17 protein-coding genes are annotated in these 18836 nt (G+C 46.0%); 7 read left to right on the top strand and 10 right to left on the bottom strand.

Annotated elements, in window-relative coordinates; translation table 11 throughout:
* Positions 1-315: 315 nt before the first annotated feature.
* From mutS to H6F66_RS00820, 4 genes are all read right to left on the bottom strand, one after another.
* On the bottom strand, positions 316-2925 hold the full coding sequence (gene mutS / locus H6F66_RS00835) for a DNA mismatch repair protein MutS (protein WP_190417304.1): 2610 nt from the start codon (positions 2923-2925) through the stop codon (positions 316-318).
* 439 nt (positions 2926-3364) lie between these two features.
* Complete coding sequence (locus H6F66_RS00830) at positions 3365-4489, bottom strand: AI-2E family transporter (protein ID WP_190417330.1); 1125 nt, start codon at positions 4487-4489, stop codon at positions 3365-3367.
* 98 nt (positions 4490-4587) lie between these two features.
* The gene (locus H6F66_RS00825) at positions 4588-5034 is read right to left on the bottom strand and encodes an NUDIX hydrolase (RefSeq protein ID WP_190417301.1); all 447 of its coding nucleotides are present in this window, start codon (positions 5032-5034) and stop codon (positions 4588-4590) included.
* A complete protein-coding gene (locus H6F66_RS00820; RefSeq protein ID WP_199295258.1) occupies positions 5021-5497 on the bottom strand; it encodes a hypothetical protein in 477 nt (158 codons plus the stop codon). Before H6F66_RS00820 ends, H6F66_RS00825 begins: the two co-directional genes overlap by 14 nt.
* Before the next feature lie 142 nt (positions 5498-5639).
* On the opposite strand from H6F66_RS00820, the gene folD reads away from it, so the two are divergent.
* The 3 genes from folD (at position 5640) to H6F66_RS00805 (ending at position 8192) form a co-directional block, all read left to right on the top strand.
* Entirely contained in the window at positions 5640-6512 is an 873-nt protein-coding gene (gene folD / locus H6F66_RS00815) for a bifunctional methylenetetrahydrofolate dehydrogenase/methenyltetrahydrofolate cyclohydrolase FolD (RefSeq protein WP_190417299.1), read from the top strand.
* Positions 6513-6715: 203 nt separating this feature from the next.
* Complete coding sequence (gene crtE / locus H6F66_RS00810; protein ID WP_190417297.1) at positions 6716-7645, top strand: geranylgeranyl diphosphate synthase CrtE; 930 nt, start codon at positions 6716-6718, stop codon at positions 7643-7645.
* Between the two features lie 91 nt (positions 7646-7736).
* Positions 7737-8192 carry a divergent PAP2 family protein gene (locus H6F66_RS00805; protein ID WP_190417294.1) on the top strand — a complete coding sequence of 152 codons (456 nt, stop codon included), beginning with the start codon at positions 7737-7739 and terminating at the stop codon, positions 8190-8192.
* Between the two features lie 58 nt (positions 8193-8250).
* On the opposite strand, the gene H6F66_RS00800 is transcribed toward H6F66_RS00805, so the two are convergent.
* The 4 genes from H6F66_RS00800 to H6F66_RS00785 all read right to left on the bottom strand — a co-directional run bounded on the left by H6F66_RS00800 (position 8251) and on the right by H6F66_RS00785 (position 10848).
* Entirely contained in the window at positions 8251-8853 is a 603-nt protein-coding gene (locus H6F66_RS00800; RefSeq protein ID WP_190417292.1) for a hypothetical protein, read from the bottom strand.
* Between the two features lie 192 nt (positions 8854-9045).
* Positions 9046-9375 carry an MgPME-cyclase complex family protein gene (locus H6F66_RS00795; protein ID WP_190417290.1) on the bottom strand — a complete coding sequence of 110 codons (330 nt, stop codon included), beginning with the start codon at positions 9373-9375 and terminating at the stop codon, positions 9046-9048.
* 131 nt (positions 9376-9506) lie between these two features.
* The gene (locus H6F66_RS00790) at positions 9507-10232 is read right to left on the bottom strand and encodes a pyridoxine 5'-phosphate synthase (RefSeq protein WP_190417325.1); all 726 of its coding nucleotides are present in this window, start codon (positions 10230-10232) and stop codon (positions 9507-9509) included.
* 139 nt (positions 10233-10371) lie between these two features.
* Positions 10372-10848 carry a CRR6 family NdhI maturation factor gene (locus tag H6F66_RS00785; protein ID WP_190417281.1) on the bottom strand — a complete coding sequence of 159 codons (477 nt, stop codon included), beginning with the start codon at positions 10846-10848 and terminating at the stop codon, positions 10372-10374.
* A gap of 356 nt (positions 10849-11204) precedes the next feature.
* On the opposite strand from H6F66_RS00785, the gene H6F66_RS00780 reads away from it, so the two are divergent.
* Complete coding sequence (locus H6F66_RS00780; RefSeq protein ID WP_190417278.1) at positions 11205-11561, top strand: LuxR C-terminal-related transcriptional regulator; 357 nt, start codon at positions 11205-11207, stop codon at positions 11559-11561.
* Positions 11562-11699: 138 nt separating this feature from the next.
* Entirely contained in the window at positions 11700-12158 is a 459-nt protein-coding gene (locus H6F66_RS00775) for a Fur family transcriptional regulator (RefSeq protein ID WP_190417277.1), read from the top strand.
* Between the two features lie 126 nt (positions 12159-12284).
* On the opposite strand, the gene H6F66_RS28130 is transcribed toward H6F66_RS00775, so the two are convergent.
* Positions 12285-15530 (bottom strand): pentapeptide repeat-containing protein, encoded by a 3246-nt coding sequence (locus tag H6F66_RS28130; RefSeq protein WP_190417276.1) that lies wholly within the window; start codon positions 15528-15530, stop codon positions 12285-12287.
* On the opposite strand from H6F66_RS28130, the gene H6F66_RS00765 reads away from it, so the two are divergent.
* Together H6F66_RS00765 and H6F66_RS00760 are read left to right on the top strand one after the other, a co-directional pair.
* Positions 15510-15863, top strand: coding sequence for a hypothetical protein (locus H6F66_RS00765; protein ID WP_190417275.1), 354 nt, complete (start codon positions 15510-15512; stop codon positions 15861-15863). The genes H6F66_RS28130 and H6F66_RS00765 overlap by 21 nt on opposite strands.
* Positions 15864-16083: 220 nt before the next feature.
* Complete coding sequence (locus H6F66_RS00760) at positions 16084-17997, top strand: hypothetical protein (protein WP_190417274.1); 1914 nt, start codon at positions 16084-16086, stop codon at positions 17995-17997.
* 41 nt (positions 17998-18038) lie between these two features.
* Here H6F66_RS00760 and H6F66_RS00755 read toward each other — a convergent pair whose 3' ends face one another.
* Positions 18039-18575: a peptidoglycan-binding domain-containing protein gene (locus H6F66_RS00755; RefSeq protein WP_190417273.1), complete on the bottom strand. Its 537-nt coding sequence runs from the start codon at positions 18573-18575 to the stop codon at positions 18039-18041.
* Positions 18576-18836: the final 261 nt, after the last annotated feature.

Here is an 18836-nt window from a genome sequence, read left to right as displayed (position 1 = left end):
TTGCAACCCGATGCTTACAGGCTCCGGAAACACTTAAAACTTTTTTCTTGAGTTGAGTTTTAATGTGCTTGCAAAAAGCTTTTCTCTAGGCTTTGGAGCGGTATTTCAATATTAGACTACAAAACTTAGGCGTCTAGTTCCGCAATTTTTCTGAGTTTACTATAACTTCATTAATTACTTATAAATACTGAGTTTTGTAGTTAAGTTAGGTAATTATAATTAAGTATGCCCGGAAGCGCGAGATTTTAAAAACCAGTTTTATACAAAAAACTGGTTTTTAAAAACGGTATTGTTCACTTACTATTCAACTTGCTATTATTCTTCAAACTGCCCGCGTTTACGGAGTCCAATCGCAATTTTGCTGTGCTTTTCAATTTGGCTCATTACCTGCTTGGCGCGTTGAATCACGGGGGCTGGCAAACCCGCCAAACGCCCAGCTTCAATGCCATACGACCTGTCAGCGCCTCCCGGCTGAACTTGGTGCAAAAAGATAATTTGGTCAGGTAACTCCTTCACCGTCACCTGATAATTAGCAACATTAGGCAAAATCGAAGCCAATTCATTAAGTTCGTGATAGTGAGTAGCAAAAATCGTCCGCGATTGAATTTCACTTGCTAAATATTCAGCCACCGCCCAAGCAATCGAAAGACCGTCAAAGGTAGCCGTTCCCCGGCCAATTTCATCCAGAAGAACCAGAGACTTTGCAGTAGCATGATTGAGAATATTCGCTGTCTCATTCATCTCTACCATAAAAGTAGATTGACCCGTCGCCAGATCGTCCACCGCACCAACACGAGTAAAAATGCGATCGCATATTCCCAAAATAGCTGACTTCGCAGGCACAAAACTCCCAGTCTGCGCCATCAACTGAATCAAACCCACTTGACGCAAATAACAACTCTTCCCACTCGCATTCGGCCCCGTTAAAATCACTAAATCCGGTCTTTCCTCCTCTGTGTCCTCTGCGCCTCTGGAGTTCGTATCCTCCCTTCTCCCCAACCCCGTCGAATTTGGCACAAAAAACCCCGAAGGCAAAGACTGCTCAACCACGGGATGACGACCATCAATAATCCGAATTTCCCGACCTTCCACCATCTGAGGACAGCAATAACCCTGATAAACCGCCACCTCAGCCAAACCGCACAACACATCAGCCGCCGCCACAGCACGAGAAATAGTGCGAATTTGTTCTGCGTATTGCCCCACCTCTTCCCTTAAAGAAGCGAAAATCTCATATTCCAGGCGATTTAAATCATCCCGCGCCGTCAGAATCCGCGCTTCTCGCTCCTTCAACTCCGGAGTAATGTAGCGTTCCTCATTCGTCAGAGTTTGCTTGCGGATGTAATTATCCGGAACTTGGTCAGCTTTCGTGCGGGAAATACTGATGTAATAGCCAAAAGTCTTATTAAAGCCCACCTTCAGCGTAGAAATCCCAGTCCGAGCTTTCTCTGTCACCTCCAAATTCGCTACCCATTGCTGATCCTCTACCGCAAGACTTCGCATTTCATCCAACTGGGCATTAACTCCGGGGCGAATCAAACCGCCTTCCTTGATATGTATAGGAGGCGATTCTACCAAGTGAGCGCTGAGTCTCTTTGCCAGATGTTCTAATTCCTGCGGTACCTTCTGCAAAGCTCTCAGAAAGGGAGAGCAAGTATCAGCCACTAATTCGGATAAATCCGGCAATTTTGCCAAAGAATCAGCCAAAGCCACCAAATCTCTAGCACTAGCAGTACCAGAGCCAGCGCGTCCTGTCAAGCGTTCTATATCATAAATTTGCCGCAACAGCTGCCGTAAATCTTGGCGGAGAAAGCTATTTTCAAATAATTCTTGAATCGTATCTTGTCGCGCCCGAATGCCTTTAATATCTAACAGAGGTTGTAGCAACCATCGCCGCAAAGCACGTCCACCCATCGCCGTGCTAGTTTTATCCAACGCCCACAACAAAGAACCGTGAAAGGTTCCATCCCGCACCGTTTGCGTAATTTCTAGGTTACGGCGACTTTGGTGGTCGAGAATCAGATAATCTGTGAGGGTGTAGGTGCGGAGAAACTGGAGAGGTACGAGGTTTTCTTTTTGCGTGTCTTCTAGGTATTCCAGCAAACCACCAGCAGCGCGGACGGCGAGGGGGAGATGTTCGCAACCCAAGCCTTCAAGACTCCGCACTTTAAACCGTTGCAACAATCTATGTCTAGCTTCACCGGAAGTAAAAGGAATTTGCGATCGCAACGCATAACAAAACGACGGCGGTAAATATTCCGGTAAATGCTCGGATTTCTCCCCAGGTCGCAGTAAACTCCCCAAATCCGGCGCATTAGTAGGAATCAGCACTTCTGACGGCTGCAAGCGCATCAATTCCTGCGTTAAATGCTCCAATTGACTCGACTGAGTAGTTACAAATTCTCCTGTGGAAATATCTGCATAAGCCAAACCCCAGTGATTTCCCGCAATTACTATCGCTGCTAGGTAATTATTGCGACGAGCATTTAGCATCCCCTCTTCCAGCAACGTACCTGGGGTAATAACTCGCGTTACTTCCCGCTTCACCAGCTTTCCGGGATCGGTATCAGCGGAGTCTTCTACTTGATCGCAGATAACCACCGCATACCCTTTTTCCACCAGTTGAGTAGTGTAACGTTCCCAAGCATGGTGCGGTACGCCAGTCATGGGGACTCTACCAATTTCTCCCGCTTGCTTGCTGGTAAGTACCAGTTCTAATTCTCTTGAGACTGCGATCGCATCTTGAAAAAAAGTTTCAAAAAAATCTCCCACCCGATACAGCAACAGCGCATGAGGATACTTATCCTTGATTTCCACATAGTGCTGATACATCTTACTCAGCTTGCTTCGATCTACCTCTTTCGTGTCAGCATTACGGATTTTAGGTTGATCGGGATCGGTCGGGGTAGACGCAGAGTAACTCATAGAGACGCTGACGATATGCTTGAACCTTTATAGACTTTACCGCAAAGAGTTGATTGCAGTTGCTTGCACTTTGTTTACATAGTTGAGCAAACCGCCGAATCATCGCACCGTCATTAGTGCCTAATCTCCTGAAATTCCGATTAAAAACGCCAAAATAGCGGCTGGCTTGGCGAATCATACTTTGTTGCTGGCTCCTGAGGAACGTTCAGAGCAATTAGCAGCACAGTTGCGCCAAAGGGGAATTAATTCCGATGAAGTTTGATTGTTGAGTTAGTTCTGAGCGCGATCGCTAATTTAAATGTAACAAAGTAGACACGATCGCCTTGCTCTTACAGAGTATCTTATCAGGGCTAATATAAGCAGAATTAAGCGTTGCTGTCTTGCTTAAATCCAGCCCAAACACAATGATACAATCTTCAACTAAAGCAAAGCATCGCTATCAATTCCCCGCCTCCCCAGCTAAGCTTTTAGGTGCTATTACAGGAGGGGTATTTAGAGAGGTAGATTCGGACTCAATAGCATCTAAATTGTCAAATTTTGCATCGCGTAAGTTATCGGCGGTACTCTTGATAAAACTCGCTAATGGTACCGCCGTCAAAACGCCCAGTAGCCCTCCTAACTTACCGCCTAGTAGCAAAGAAATAACTACCCAAACCGGATTTAAACCTGTTAAATTACCCAAAATGCGGGGAGCAACAAAATTAGCATTTATTTGGTCGATAGCAAAGGCTACAGCTAAGACTTCTACGCCTAGCCAAAAGTTTTGTAAGGCTACCAAAAGACTAACTATAGCGATACCTATTCCAGTACCGAAAGGGAAAAGAGCAAAAAATCCAATGATAATGCCAAAAAGTAGTCCTAAAGGCACTTTTAAAGCTACAAATGCTAGTGTTAAAGCAGATCCCACTATAGTTGCTAATGTCACCTGACCGATGAAATAATTGTGGAAATCTTCCCGGAGGGATTGTCGCACTTGCACTCCAAAGCTAGGAGGAAACCATTTAAAAACTCCGTCCCAAAGACGCTCTCCATTTAATATCAGGTAAAAAGTTAATACTACGGTAAGCAGCACATTAAAGACACTGCCAATAGTATCAAAAGCAAAATTAACAACTCTACCTGTTATGCTTTGAAGTTGGTTAGATAATCGGTCTGTCAGTTGAGTAACTAACCCGCTTAAATTAATCGGCAATTGTTGTTCCAAAGCCCAATTTTGGAAAGTTTGAAGTTGTTGTCTACCAGAATCAATCCAACTGGGTAAAATGTTAGCCAGTTCATTTAACTGTTGCAGAATCAGCGGCACTAAGGTTATACCCAAACCTACTAAAATTACCGCAGCCAGCAAGGAAACTACAACAACGGCGGTGTTTCTTTTTACTCCCCGCTTTTGTAAAAATTGAATCGGATAGTCCAAAACAAAAGCCAGCAGCAGGGCGGCAACCAAAACGCTTACTAACGGTTGAAGATACTTCAAAACTAGCAGCAATAGCCAACCATTAAGAACAGCGAGGGGAAACGCCAATCCTAATACAACCCATCGCGGAAATTTGTTTTGTGATTGCATCATCGTAACTTTCGGAACTTTTGTCATTGCTAATTGAAAGATTGCTAATTTCTAATTGTTGAACAGGCATTAGCCATTAGCAAAAAATTAAAAGCCGGCTAATAGGTTAAGTTGGGAAACTTCTCAATAAAATCCAGTAAAATTTTTTGGTGAGGAGTGCCTAAAGGTCGGACTTGGTTTGCTTTTTCAGAGTAACGTTCGCCCAGGTGAATTTCTTCAGGTGTTAATAAATCCATATCCCAACCTTCTCCTAACACCAACTGGTCAAGCTCTACCTCTAGTGGTGCATAAAAAACGTGGCGAACAGCGTAGTCGTCGGGATAGTAGTCAAACAAGGTGGGGTTAGGCGGAACATAGGAGATTTCTTCGAGTAATTCCCGTTTCAATGCTTCTTCCGGGGTTTCTCCAGGTTCCATGTGTCCGCCAAAAAATGCCCAGTGTCCAGGGTAGAGAATATTGGGGATGTTGTCGCGCAGTTGCAGAAGAAATTTATTTTGGCGATATAAGATAGCGATCGCTACCTCGGCTGGTTTATTGTTGTTCATAGCTCCCTTCTGGTAATATAGGCGATCCTTTCTTCGCTGGTGTCCTTTCTAGCTGTTGAAGCTGCTGAAGGTAAACTTCTCCTAAATCTTTCCCAGCTACGGGAATGCTTTGATACTGCACTTTACCCTGAATTAAAACTTCATCCCCCTCTACCGGGAGCATTTCGCTACTTAAAACCCAAATTTTCCCAGTTGGATCTTGCAACTCGTAAGCACCGCTTCCTAACATTGGAGCTGGAGATCCCACTTTACCTTGCAGGTAAACCGTTGAGTCACCCTGCTGGTTTTGCTGGATATCGCCGATTTTGGTGACAGGGACGGGGTTACTAAATATACCGAATCCTGACTGAGGTAATTTACCACAGCTAAATAATCCCCCCAACAGCAGCGTAGCCGTGGTTAATTGCAATACCCTTGTTTTTAATGGCATCATCTCCATGCTCTTGAGTAACGTCTTTTCCATGCTAAGTGCCAAATAGGTTTAACACACATCCTCAATCATTTCGCATCTTGTAGATTGAAATCTGGGAAACTATCGTAGAGGACGCAGTAACCGTATTACAATTTCATCCGCAAATACTACAGAGATTTCTCACCGAACCTCAATGGATGCCAAAACTGCCCAGTTGCTAGATGGTAAAGCTCTAGCCGAACAAATTTACACGCAACTACAACAGCAAATTCAGCAAATGCAGCCGACTGTGGGACGCGCTCCGGGATTAGCAGTGCTGATGGTTGGTGACAATCCAGCCAGTGCTGCTTATGTGCAGAATAAAGAGCGTGCTTGTGCAAAAGTGGGCATCGCCTCCTATGGGCAGCATTTCCCTACTGAAACCAGCTTTTCAGAACTAGAAAAAGTAATCCAAGCCCTGAATCAAGATGACCGAGTTGATGGCATTTTAGTTCAGCTGCCGCTACCGGATCATCTAGATGCTGTGGCGCTACTGCACCAAATTAATCCCGATAAAGACGCTGATGGACTGCACCCGCTAAATCTGGGACGACTGGTGCGCTCTGAACCGGGTTTACGCAGTTGTACGCCCGCAGGGGTGATGCGGCTGTTGCAAGAATACAAGATTGACGTAAAGGGGAAACAGGCTGTGGTGGTGGGGCGCAGCATCCTTGTAGGCAAGCCTTTGGCTATGATGCTCTTGGAAGCGGATGCCACTGTAACGATCGCGCATTCGCGATCGCACGATCTCCCAACCATTACCCGCAATGCTGATATTCTAGTGGCAGCAGTGGGAAGACCGGGATTAATTACCGCCGAGATGGTCAAACCCGGTGCTGTCGTGATAGATGTTGGCATCAATCGCGTCACCAACGATGCTGGGAAATCTCGCTTGGTGGGAGATGTTGACTTTGATTCTGTTCAAAGAGTCGCCCAGTTTATCACTCCAGTTCCTGGCGGTGTTGGCGCGATGACCGTCGCCATGCTGTTGCAAAATACAGTCTGGAGCTACAGTCAGCGGCAATAAAGTGCTTCGGTTTTAGTGCTGAGCTAATCCCAACTCAATACTTTCAGGGATACCTCTTTCCAACCAGAAGGCGGAATCGTTAGGTTTGTCTTATCCCTGGAAGTATTGAATCCCGACTCCCAACTCATAACTCTTAACTCTTTGTGTCCCAAAGCCCCGTAGAATAATTACGGAAAAGATACCAGCACTCAAGGAATCAAGGGATGGTTGCGACGGATGACCTTCATGCCCCAAAAGGGGAAGCCCCGGCTTTTGACCTATCGGCTTACCTGAGCGAGCGGCAGGGCTTTGTCGAAGCCGCTCTAGACAGTTCCCTGCCTGTCACGTATCCAACGCAGATTTATGAGGCAATGCGCTACTCGCTTTTGGCAGGAGGAAAGCGCCTGCGTCCAATTCTTTGCCTTGCCACCTGCGAACTGGCAGGAGGTACTGTAGAAATGGCGATGCCTACTGCCTGCGCCCTGGAAATGATCCACACCATGTCATTGATTCACGATGACTTACCCGCGATGGATAATGACGACTATCGTCGGGGAAAGCTGACAAACCATAAAGTATATGGTGAGGATATCGCTATTCTGGCAGGGGATGGATTGTTAGCTTATGCCTTTGAATTTATTGCCTCCCAGAGCGATAATGTACCCGCCCCGCGGCTGCTACAGGTAATTTCCCGTTTAGGCAAAGCCGTTGGCGCTGCTGGCTTAGTTGGCGGTCAAGTTGTTGACTTGGAATCAGAGGGAAAGCCGGATATTCAAGAGGAAACCCTTAATTTCATTCATACCCACAAAACAGGTGCGCTTTTAGAAGCTTGTGTGGTTTGTGGAGCGATTTTGGCGGGAGCCGAGTCGGAGGACTTGCAAAGATTGTCTCGCTATGCTCAGAATATTGGGCTGGCGTTTCAGATTGTGGATGACATTTTGGATATCACGGCGACTCAGGAGGAGTTGGGAAAAACTGCCGGGAAAGACCTCCAGGCACAAAAAGCAACTTATCCTAGCCTTTGGGGAATTGAGGAATCTGCCAGTAGAGCTAAACAACTGGTTAAAGCTGCCAAGGACGAACTCGCACCTTTTGGGAAAAAAGCCGAACCCCTGATAGCGATCGCAGATTTTATTACTACTCGCACTCACTAACAAGGATGAAGGATGATCAGAATTTGATTCATCCTTCATCGGTAAACTCAATCCTTCCTATGCCAATCTTTCCTACCCAACGCAAAACACAATGCAGGACTTTGCCCATATCCTAGAAAACCATGTGCTAGTGGTTGCTACCCTGGCTTGTTTAATCGCTCAAGCATCCAAGATAATCGTTGAATTAGTCCAACATGGCAAGGTAAATGTGCGTGTCTTAGTAACCACTGGTGGAATGCCTAGCGCCCATTCAGCATTAGTAACAGCCTTGGCTACCGGAATTGGGCAAACGCTGGGATGGGCTAGCACTGAATTTGCTCTCGCCACCATTTTTGCGGTCATCGTCATGTACGATGCCGCAGGTGTCCGTCAAGCTGCGGGTAAGCAAGCTCGTATTCTGAACCAAATCATTGACGAACTATTCCAAGAACACCCTAAATTTAACGAAGACCGACTCAAGGAGTTGTTAGGACATACACCGTTTCAGGTGATTGTTGGTTCAGCATTAGGTATCGCCGTTTCCTGTTTAGCTGGGCCTGCTTATTAGTCAGTTGTTAGGGAATTGGAAAGTTATTAAAACCTCTTAACTCTCCAACGCCAACCAACTACTGACTAACAACTGACTTGAGTAGCGTGACTCGGCGACTATCTACAAGCATTGTTAAAAAACCGCGATCGCTTAGTTTCTGCAATGTCGAACTCGCCTCTTGAGGGCTATTTGTATAAACTGCCAATAAGTAGGGACGTTGCCCATAAGAAACTAAGCCCACACTGTTTCCCAACACTTGCCGCATTTGCGTAGCTACTTCCGGTTTATTGAAGTAATCTACCAACACCGCATAACCAGAACCCAAAGCTTGTGGTCTATATGTTGGTAGATTCGGATTTAACGGTATCTCTGGCGGTCGCAGAACAAAGGCAGACAAACCCACAATTTCATTAACATATCGCGCCCAACTATTGGCATCATCAAGGGTTTTGAAACCACCAATCCGCGTCATCATGTCTTCAAAATATCTACACGTTGAAGTCTTGATATTTGGCGGCAAGGTGCGTTGAATTTGTTCTTGACTTGTGCTTGTCTGGTTCACCAACACCAAATACTCGCCCTGTCGCGGCGGCTGGCAAGTTGGAGAAGGCGATTGAGCAGATGCAATTTTTAAAGGTAAAAAGCAAAAGGCAAGAGGTAAAAGAAATATTTTTTTCATGATTTAGCTGGCACAAGGTAAAAAGAAAAAGGCTTTCATGCAAAAGAAATGTTTTTTCATGGATGAGCTTTTTTCTCTTTTCATTCACTTTTTGCTTTTTCTTCGTTACTAATTGGTGAGGAAGCGATCGCATTAGGGTGGAAGTCTTACCCAGTCCCTAGTCCCTAGCCCTTAGCCTCCAGTTCCTTCAATTCAGGACACTGGTGAAAGGGAAGCCAACGGATCGGGAATAGACTCGTTGGGTGCTTGAAATTCCCCTGTAATTACAAACTCTAACCGCAGCTTTAACCAGGTAATAAATTGGGAATTTGTAGAAATTACAGCGGCGGCAGGTTGGGGACACTTAGCTTTGATTGTTGCCATTTCTGGTGCCTCCAAAAATGCAGGTTGTTTAACTAACCAAAAATCAATTTCTTTTTCTTGTTCGTTGTAGTTGCGGATGCGCTCTTTCAACACTTCGTCAAACGGTTCTTCTTCTAGTAAAAAACGTTGACTTCCCAAAACGTAGTAGTAAGTTTGCATTTTTATTAATGGGGATTGGGGATTGGGGATTGGGGAATTAGGGATTGGGAATTGGGGATTGGGGATTGGGGATTGGGGAAGAGGAAAAAGTCTTACTTAGTTCCTAGTCCCCAGTTCCTAGTCCCCAGTCCCTAGTCCCTAGCCCCTCGAATTGCTTGTTTCATCTCTCGCACTGCTCGTTCCATGCCGACGAGTGCTGCGCGACTGATGATGGTATGACCTATATTGAGTTCTTCCATACCCTCAAGGCAAGCTACGGGGTAAACGTTCCAGTAGGTGAGTCCGTGTCCCGCGTTGACTCGAATGCCAGCTGCGATCGCAATTTCGCATCCTTTGGCTAAGGCGGCTAATTCCTTCTCCCTACTGGCTTCATCTTTCGCCTCAGCGTAGCAACCCGTGTGCAGTTCGATAAACTTTGCCTTCATCGTTGCAGCTGCCTCGATTTGGGCTTTTTCGGCATCGATAAATAGGCTGACAGGAATTAAAGCATTTTGCAAGCTTGTCACTATCTCGCCTATCCTGTCGATTGAGGATGCGACATCTAATCCGCCTTCTGTCGTTACTTCTTCCCTTTTTTCGGGAACGAGGGTGACATAATCAGGTTTGATGTCGAGAGCGATCGCTACCATTTCCGACGTAGGGGCGCACTCCAAATTCAAATGAGTCCGCACTGTCTGCCGCAATAATCGCACATCCCGGTCTTGGATGTGCCGTCGATCTTCGCGCAGATGCACGGTAATGCCATCAGCACCCCCAAGTTCCGCCAGCACCGCAGCTGCTACGGGATCTGGTTCTACTGTCCGCCGTGCCTGCCGAATGGTGGCAATATGATCGATATTCACGCCGAGTGTAGGCAACAAAAGAACCCCTCCCTCTCAGAGTCTTCCGCAATTCATATTATCAGAAGTCGTTTGTGGCTAGGGGAGAAGCATCCGTGCAAAAAACCTTATGGTTTCGCCACAAATTCTCGCCACGAATTGCTTCTCCCATACTGATTTAGCGCACCAGTTCAAAAAAAGCATCATCCAACTCGTAACCCAGCATTTTAGCCATTGACTTCAGCCGCGATTGGCTAGGTATTCCCATCTGCTGCATCCAATCCGACAAAACAAAGATTTTTTGCATCACAAAAATCTCTAGGGCTTCTGGGTTATATTGAATCCCTTCTGTACGATGGAACTGGTGTGGTATCAGCATGGCGGCATAGCGGGCAAATTCGCCAGATTTCCAATCCAGCAGAAACGGCATCCAGGGATAGCGACTATCCAGGCGAAGAAACCAAAGTCGTACTTCTGGGATTTCTGAAAGTTCTCGTGGATCTTCCGGTTCGCGGGGGTAGTCGATGTCAAAAAACAGCTGCTGTTCCCCGGATGCGATGGCCTCTTCTTGCAACAGCTTTTCGATTACTGTTTGCACTGGCGACAGATCCAAACCGTGAATGATGTTAGAATTTAGCGCGATTGTCGTCGTCATTTAACCATGTTTGGGTGAGACATTCCAAATACTGACAACAGCGCTATCTAGCGCTGGCTTCTCTCTCCATTGTTACAGCATCGTTACGCTCTCACCTGTTAGCTTTTTGTTATCGCCGCTGTTAGAAATGCGTTAACAGTTACTTTTTTTATTAACGCCCAGCTTGGTTACTACAATATCAGCCAAGCTCCGAAATCTGTTTTCGGTTCAGTGTAGCAATAAAGTGTTAGCAATCTAGTATTTTCCCTAAATTTTATGAAGAATACATACACACTTTGCTTTTATTCCCGATAAGTTGCGTAAATTCACGAATTTTAACCGTTAAATAGAAACTAAGTATAAGGCGAGGATAGGTAATGATTCCCCAAGAAATGCTGAAACACCTCGTAGAGCAAGTAGATGCTTCTCCATCGAAAGTGCTTCAAAAATCTGAGCAGACGGTGAATGAGGTAATATTTGAGTCGGATGTTGACGGAATACGCTATTATGTGGTAAAGTGCAGCCCTAGTTTTAGGAATCAGATTACTTTAAGTCCGCGTGAACTGGCGATCGCGCGTTTGGTGGCACAGGGTCTACCTAACAAGTGCATTGGGAACCAGCTTGGCATCACCCATTGGACTGTCGCTACTTATTTGCGGCGAATTTTTAGCAAACTAGGTGTAACTTCTAGAACAGCTATGATCGCGCGGCTTATAGAAAAAAATTTGCTGTAAGAATAAAATCGCCTGAGTATTCTATCGTATAGGGTGCTTTACTTTCCCTCAACTTATAAACAGTGGACATTCACAGAAAAACTAGGTTAAAGTTGAAATGAGTTTGTGTTAGCACATAAAAGTGTAAAATTCCAAAGTATGCAAAAAGAAGCGGCACCTGTCAAACCTATACGCTCCTTGGAGGATGCCTTAAATCGGTGTCAGACGCTGGGTATGCGCGTCAGCCGTCAACGCCGCTTCGTCCTGGAATTGCTCTGGCAAGCCAAAGAACACCTTTCGGCGAGAGAAATCTATGACCGCTTAAATCAGGAAGGCAAGGATATCGGTCATACGTCTGTGTATCAAAATTTAGAGGCGCTATCGGCTCAAGGGATTATTGAGTGTATTGAGCGTGCAGATGGTCGCTTGTACGGTAATATCAGCGATGCTCACAGCCATGTAAACTGTCTGGATACTAATCAGATTTTAGACGTTTACGTGGAACTACCGGAATCCGTCCTCCAAGAAATTGAACAACAGACAGGGGTTCGGATTACTGAATATTGTATTAACTTCTACGGGTACAAAGTTAACGAATCAGACTCTCAGCCTGCATAGTCATTCGTAATTATTTTCAACTCAATACTAAACTCGTGGTAGGAAATAATTGAGGCACCTTACCCAACAGGGTGAAGCAAAATTTGGGTTTTGCAGCAGCTCAACTATTCCCAACGTTGCGAGTACCTAGTAGTGATTCAGGGGATTTTCTGCGATCGCTGTCTCATCATGGTACTGGTAATCGGCGTCTGTAGGATCTTCATTAGGCACAGTCGATCCCTCCAGCCCATAAGTGTCTGCTACTACTGTCTCATCTTCTTCGCTCTCGCTCTCCTGATCATCAGGCAAGAACGGTTCCCCTTCGGCACTCTCTATCGGAAAAGCTGTAGATTCTGTTTCCAAACCTTTAGTTTGATTGCTGCCCATTGATGGGAAATAAGCTAAACTTTGACGGTATGCCTGAAACTCCTCTAAGGAAAATATTGCTCCATTTTTCCTGGCATAATGATGGTTTTGGTCATCTAGTAAAGCTTCAAACAGACAAGCATGGCTGACATTCGCTTGGGTAAGATTAGTTTTTAACAGGTTAGCACCTGACAAATCAGCCCCTTCTAGCTTAGCTCCTGATAGGTTAGCTCCTGATAAGTTAGCTCCTGCCAAGTTAGCCCAGGATAAATTCGCTTGCTGAAGGTTCGCATCTGCTAAATTTGTTCCAGTTAAATCAGCCCAGGACAAATTTGCGTGTTGCAAGTTAGCATCTGCAAACCAGGCATGATTTAAGTAGGCAGCAGTAAGTTGCACTTGCAAAAGGTTGTGTCGCGCCCTTTCCCAGAAAGCTGTAGGAGATAGGACAGCAGTCCGACCGATGAAACTTAGCAAGGCGTCAGGGTCAAAATCAAGAGGCTGGTTGGGATCGCCGCAAGGCAAAAAGGGAATTCGACTTTGGCGGGCGATCGCGCACAGCAACAAAAATACATTCACCCCAACCGCAGCATCGATTTGCAGCACTTTTAGGGGGTTGTGCAGTGCTTGAAACTGGGCATAAACCTGATGGGCAATTCCTTCATCCAGCCAGCGACCCCGACAGTAAGCGCGATAGAAGCGATAAAGGCGTTTAAACAGCGCACCTAAACTAAAGTGTACTTCTTTGCGTTCTTGCTGTCGCCGCAGCCGCTCAACCACCATTTCTTCTATTTCAAGTGACAACAAGCCATAACCTAGTAATTGGTAAAGATGCTGGGCTACAGCAAGTGAGGATTTGATTGTAAAGTTGACTTCACCGTAGGTATCTTGAAATTGATCTGTCACGGCTTGCAACTGGAGGGCAATTTCTTCTGCACAGAGGTATTCTCCCAGGTTGGGATGGGAGAACTCAATGCTGGGGATTTGAGATTGGGAATTGGGGATTTGGAAGAAAAATATTGGTAAGTTGTCTTCTAAGTGCTTCGACTTTAGCGCTGATTGCGTCAGCTTGTTTTTACAGGTTTGCACAATCGAAAGTGCGGTAACTTGCATTACTTGGCGCACGTCTTCGGGGCGACGGTTGGCTAAGAGATTAGCGATCGCATCCGTGCTGCGGTAGGCATGGGCTAGACCTTCCTTTACCACAAAAGGTATCGTGGTACTCCCAGCATCTGGGTATGCTAATAGCCAACAATAAATCCGGTCGTAAATTTCAAATTTGACCTCGGATAATGCCCGATGAAAAATGCTGTCGTCTAGCAAACCATCTCGATGTAAAACACCCATCAGATAAAGCATTAAAGGCTGTCCGACAAGAGTGTTAGCTACGGAACTAGCACCGCCTGGGGTTCTTTCTGGAGTTGGAGTAAAAGCACTTCTTTGTTTTAAAAAAGAAAAATATCCCTGTGCGATCGCTTTTGATTGTAGCTTCGCCCAATTCTTGAACCACTGGCGAAATTCATCTTGTTCTAGCGGCTGGATGGTTATTCGCCGCATCAATGGGAATAGAGAGTAGGGAATTTCTTCGCTTCCCCTACCCCATTCCCCGATTCCCCGGCGACTGGTGAGAATAATTTTGTGGCGAGGAGTACCTTTGGTTAAGGAGAGCGATCGCGCCTGAAACGAAGTCACCTGGTTCAGGAAGGCAGCGAAATGATATCCTGTGCGATCTGAGCGGGGCAGTTCATCCAAGCCATCCAGAATCAACAAGCAGGGAGGATGTAGAATTGAAAACCAACCATCTGCATCTTTGAATCTGCCCAAGGGGAAGGCGGAATTCAATGTTTCTTCTAGAGTTTTCCCTAAAGTGGCATCCTTGAGGCGGATTAAGACTGGCATCCACTTGGGATACAGTTGCTGGGCAACGTGTGTTGCGAATATCTGACAGAAACTGGTTTTGCCCATACCCGGATCGGCTTCGATCGCGGTAATAGTTTTCTTATCCTCCAGTTGCAGCGTTACCCATTCCATTAAATCAACTGGTGGCGAAGCGTCATTAGTAATCGCAGCCTTCCCCAAAGGCTGCTTAGTTGTAACTAATACCTCTTTGCCTTTTAGCGGCACGTATAAATCTTTTAAAGAAAAGGGTTCTGCCAGTAACGGCTTCGAGAGAGATTGGAGTAGCGCCGCCCGATAACTTTCCCGGTGTCGGTTGAGAGGAAAGTGTTGAGGGGGGAAATTTAATTCCGGTTCCTCAGAATTAAGAGTTGTTGAGAACCGAGAACTCTGATCATTGCTTCCTGACGCTGGGATGTTATCATAACCAGTTACTAAACTTCCCAACTGGACAAACTTTTGTAGTTGTGCTAAAGGGAGAGCATTTTGGGCGATCGCTTCCAGCAGATAACCAGGCAGTCCATTAGCCAAGCGTTGGGTAATTAGTTTAGCTTCTGTTTCCTCGGCACCATTGGCGATCAACCAGGCGATGCAGGTGCTGTTCATCTGCTGCACTAGAAACGAGTTGCCAATTTGCAAGAGGGCTTGTTCTGCCTGAGTATCGCTCAAGCGTCCGGGGCGCAGGGTTTTTAGAAAAGCTTGCAAATGGACATCAGCCAGGGGTGAATCCCACACCTGCCCATACAAGTCTTCCGATCCCCCTGGTATCCCTGCACGGGATAGCCACGGCCTTCTAAGTAAAGATTCTTGCTCTAAAATTCCTTGTAAAGCATTGATATAGGCAATTTGGAAGGTGAGCCAGGTGCCTTCGTTGCGCTTGAGGGGCTTTTTCTGACTTAGAATGTGCAGCAACCCAACACTCAGCTGGGAGACTACTCCTGCCACTAGACTCGCGGTTCTCAGGGGCAGTTCTAAGACTTCCGCCAAGGCGCTGATATCAAAAGGTGTCAGGCTCTTAACTTCCATGTCCTGTGCAATGCGAAAGGCAATTCCGGCGATTTGCGTGCCGGGGTGCCTCAAGGTCGCCAGTTCAATCTGGCGCTCCGCCAGCCAATGCCGAATGCTCAGGCTCATGGCACCTCTATCAAAGGAAATAAATCAATATGCCTCTTCTTAGTTATGTTAAAGGGCAGCAGCGATCGCTGCTGTGGCGATCGCTTGAGTAAAAGTTTTGTCGGGAGAAAGTTGGAGGAAGGCATAAGTAAAAACGGCCCTGATGAGGCAAGACAGGCAAAAGGCAAAAATGAAGAATCCTTCTCAAAGCTTTTTGCCACCCCCCACGCCCTCCACCTGGTTCGCCAGCGAGGGAAAGTTAAAGAAATTTTATTGCTGGGAGGTTGGGAGGATCGCCTTTTTCCTGTTTTAGGGGGAGAGGGGGTAAAAGGGTTCAGGAAGGACATTCGTTAAATTGAAATTACAGACGGCTTCAAGCGGGGGAGAGGCATTCAAGCGGAAAATCTGTGGCTCTAATCCTAAATTCCAGCATAAAGGCTTAGGCTGTACAATCTCAAAACTTTTATTATCAGTCTTAGACCTTTTACAGTAGCGACGATTTAAATCCAGATAAAGTTGGCATCGCTTTTTGTTGCAGAACGCAGAATAAGGACAGGACTCAAGGGTAGTGGTTGTGAGAAGACAGTTACAAGAATTTCAAGTACGAGCAGCTAATAGATTGCGCTCTGGGCAAGGGCGTAAACTGGTGATCAGAGTTGTCCCGAATGCCAAAGCATCTGCCATGAGCGTTAAGGATGACGATTCTCCAGAAATTGAATCTAATGTTGAGGTTATCCAAACCTCTATGGCATCGCCTAAAAAACGTGGTGGCTTATCGGGTTTGTGGTTGTTTTGGTTAACTCTCTTGTTAGGTTTGGGAGGGACGGTAGCAGGGGCGTTCTTTTGGCTGGCAACGATACCGCCGCAGGCTAACTGCAAAAATATCTCGCCTATAGCTCCGGAAACGGATCGGCTGTTTTGCGCTCAGCAGGCGGCCGAGACTGGTAAGTTAGATAAGTTGCTCGAAGCAATAACGTTTGTTCAAACTTTACCGCCGGATCACTCGCTCTACTCTCAAGCGCGGGGGATGATGGAGGAGTGGTCGAAATCAATCTTAGGGTTTGCCCAGGCAAAATTTGACGAGGGAGATTTAGCCGGAGCGATCGCTATTGCCCGCAAGATTCCTTCTGCAAGTCCTTTTCATCCCCAGGTGAAAGAGAGGATGCAACAATGGCAATTAGAATGGCGGCGGGGCGAGGAAATTAGTAAAAAATTCCATGTTGCTTTAAAAGAGCAAAAATGGTTTGAGGCTTCCCAGCTAATACAAAATCTATCTGCGTTAAATAGCCCTTACTGGGATGACGAACTAATCGAGCAACACGTCGATCGGATGTCCTTAGAAAGAGACGCTTGGCAGCAGTTGGAAGAGGCGCGAAATTTTGCCGATAGAAAGACGAGTGAGAATCTGGCACAAGCGATCGCTTTGGCGGGAAAAGTAGACTCTAAAAGCTACGTCAAACCCAAGGCGCAAGCTGATAGAAATCTCTGGAGTCAGGAATTACTCAAAATTGCAGCCGAACGCTTTCAGAAAGAAGATTATGACGGCGCGTTAACTGCTGCCAAGCTGGTTCCCTCTGATGCTTCAGTTTATACAGAAGCTCAAGATTGGATTAAACTCGGTCGCTCTTATGTCATTGCCCAACGAGATAATATTTTCAGCTTTTTAGAAGCGAAAGCGGGTGTGCGCGACATTTCGCCAAAAAGTCCCCTTTATCAGAATGCAAAAGATACAGCGGAAACGTGGGCTAATAATTTGCAAGATCTCGTCCATATGCACTATGCGGAAACCATAGCCAATTTCGCTCAACCGTTGGCGTTCCAAGTGGCAATTAACCAAGCTTCTGCGATCGCGCCTCAGCGTCCCGGACGCTTACAAGCCCAAACTTTAATTGCTCATTGGCGCAAGCAAATTCAACAGATTGAAGACAGAACGGCTTTGTTGAGCGCTACACAACTGGCGACGCCAGGAACACTGGAAAGTTTAAAGGCTGCTGTTACCGAGGCGAGTAAAATTAAACAGGGTCAGCCTTTGCGGATAGAAGCACAAACCTACATCGCTCAATGGAATAAAAAAGTCCAGACGATGGAAGATCAGCCGATCTTGGATTTGGCAAAGGGTTTAGCAACTCAGGGAAATCTCAAAGCTGCTGTTGAAGCTGCCCAAAAAATTAGCCCCGGACGGGCTTTATATCCAGAAGCACAGGCGGCGCTGACTGAATGGGTGACACAAATTCAAACTACTGAAGATATGCCCATTCTCGACGCGGCGGTTGCTCTGGCGGCTGAAGGGCGGTTGACTGGTGCGATTAATAAGGCTTCTGAGATTCGTTACGGTAGGGCGCTCTATGGGGAAGCTCAAGGCGCGATCGCTCGCTGGGAAGCGGAACGAAATGCGATTTGGGAGGCAAGACGAAGGGCTGCTGAGGCTGAGGCTTCACAAACAGAAGACTTTTCTGAAAGTGATTTCCAATCCCAGGATAGTAACTGAAAATATTCATCTCCAATACAGAGATGGATATTTTCTACAGCTTAACCCTGCTGCAATCTCTTGATCATAGCGTCCCATGTCCCACGTCCCATCACGCCATCAGGAGTTATGTTTACTGACTCCTGAAAGACTTTGACGGCGGCTTGCGTCTCTGGGCCATAGATGCCATCAATCGGGCCATTATAGAGTCCCTGTTGTGTCAGTACACTTTGAACTTCTATAACTGTTGCTCCTCGGCTACCATAGCTCAGCAGTGGAGCTGTTTTAGAAATGTAACCTGTGATCGGACTAGATGTGGTGGGTGTAGTGCTTTCAATAGGCGCAGTTGGTCCCTCATTTCGCCCTGTTGGATCTAGTGGATTTTGAGCATAAGGAGTTGAATTTCGATTCAACTCCATTGGTGTTTCATTATTACTAGGATTAATATCAGTTGGAGCCTCATTCATCATCCCTGGATTTATCTCCGGGTAATGTGTCTGAGCATTTGCACGTCCACCGTTAAACAATAGCGGTGATAGAGAAATGGCAGAAAAAATACCCAGTGCCATGAGACTTGATTTGACAATTTTGATTGCCATAATCTGAATATCTCCTTGAGAGAATACAACGGAATAAATTCGGTTTCGGCTTTCTATATGTATTTCAGATTACGAAAAATATTGCATCTAAACGTGGCTCTCAAGTTATAAATTACACTGAGAACAAATATAACCATAGATATACGTTAGAGGATGTTTTAAAAGTCGGTTAGATAGCAAAAAAGCTCACTCAGTGTAAGCTGCGAATATGTAGTACACAGCACTGAGAGAGCGTTATGAGTAAAGCTTACCCCAGTAATT

The organism is Trichocoleus sp. FACHB-6 (assembly GCF_014695815.1).
GTDB lineage: Bacteria > Cyanobacteriota > Cyanobacteriia > Cyanobacteriales > FACHB-T130 > Funiculus > Funiculus sociatus.
This window is presented reverse-complemented; position numbering and strand designations above follow the sequence as displayed.

Bases quoted from the DNA above. Each gene is read 5' to 3' on its own strand.
- mutS (WP_190417304.1), bottom strand. From the start codon at position 2,925: ATGAGTTACTCTGCGTCTACCCCGACCGATCCCGATCAACCTAAAATC.
- H6F66_RS00830 (WP_190417330.1), bottom strand. From the start codon at position 4,489: ATGCAATCACAAAACAAATTTCCGCGATGGGTTGTATTAGGATTGGCG.
- H6F66_RS00825 (WP_190417301.1), bottom strand. From the start codon at position 5,034: ATGAACAACAATAAACCAGCCGAGGTAGCGATCGCTATCTTATATCGC.
- H6F66_RS00820 (WP_199295258.1), bottom strand. From the start codon at position 5,497: ATGGAAAAGACGTTACTCAAGAGCATGGAGATGATGCCATTAAAAACA.
- folD (WP_190417299.1), top strand. From the start codon at position 5,640: ATGGATGCCAAAACTGCCCAGTTGCTAGATGGTAAAGCTCTAGCCGAA.
- crtE (WP_190417297.1), top strand. From the start codon at position 6,716: ATGGTTGCGACGGATGACCTTCATGCCCCAAAAGGGGAAGCCCCGGCT.
- H6F66_RS00805 (WP_190417294.1), top strand. From the start codon at position 7,737: ATGCAGGACTTTGCCCATATCCTAGAAAACCATGTGCTAGTGGTTGCT.
- H6F66_RS00800 (WP_190417292.1), bottom strand. From the start codon at position 8,853: ATGAAAAAAATATTTCTTTTACCTCTTGCCTTTTGCTTTTTACCTTTA.
- H6F66_RS00795 (WP_190417290.1), bottom strand. From the start codon at position 9,375: ATGCAAACTTACTACTACGTTTTGGGAAGTCAACGTTTTTTACTAGAA.
- H6F66_RS00785 (WP_190417281.1), bottom strand. From the start codon at position 10,848: ATGACGACGACAATCGCGCTAAATTCTAACATCATTCACGGTTTGGAT.
- H6F66_RS00780 (WP_190417278.1), top strand. From the start codon at position 11,205: ATGATTCCCCAAGAAATGCTGAAACACCTCGTAGAGCAAGTAGATGCT.
- H6F66_RS00775 (WP_190417277.1), top strand. From the start codon at position 11,700: ATGCAAAAAGAAGCGGCACCTGTCAAACCTATACGCTCCTTGGAGGAT.
- H6F66_RS00765 (WP_190417275.1), top strand. From the start codon at position 15,510: ATGCCGAATGCTCAGGCTCATGGCACCTCTATCAAAGGAAATAAATCA.
- H6F66_RS28130 (WP_190417276.1), bottom strand. From the start codon at position 15,530: ATGAGCCTGAGCATTCGGCATTGGCTGGCGGAGCGCCAGATTGAACTG.
- H6F66_RS00755 (WP_190417273.1), bottom strand. From the start codon at position 18,575: ATGGCAATCAAAATTGTCAAATCAAGTCTCATGGCACTGGGTATTTTT.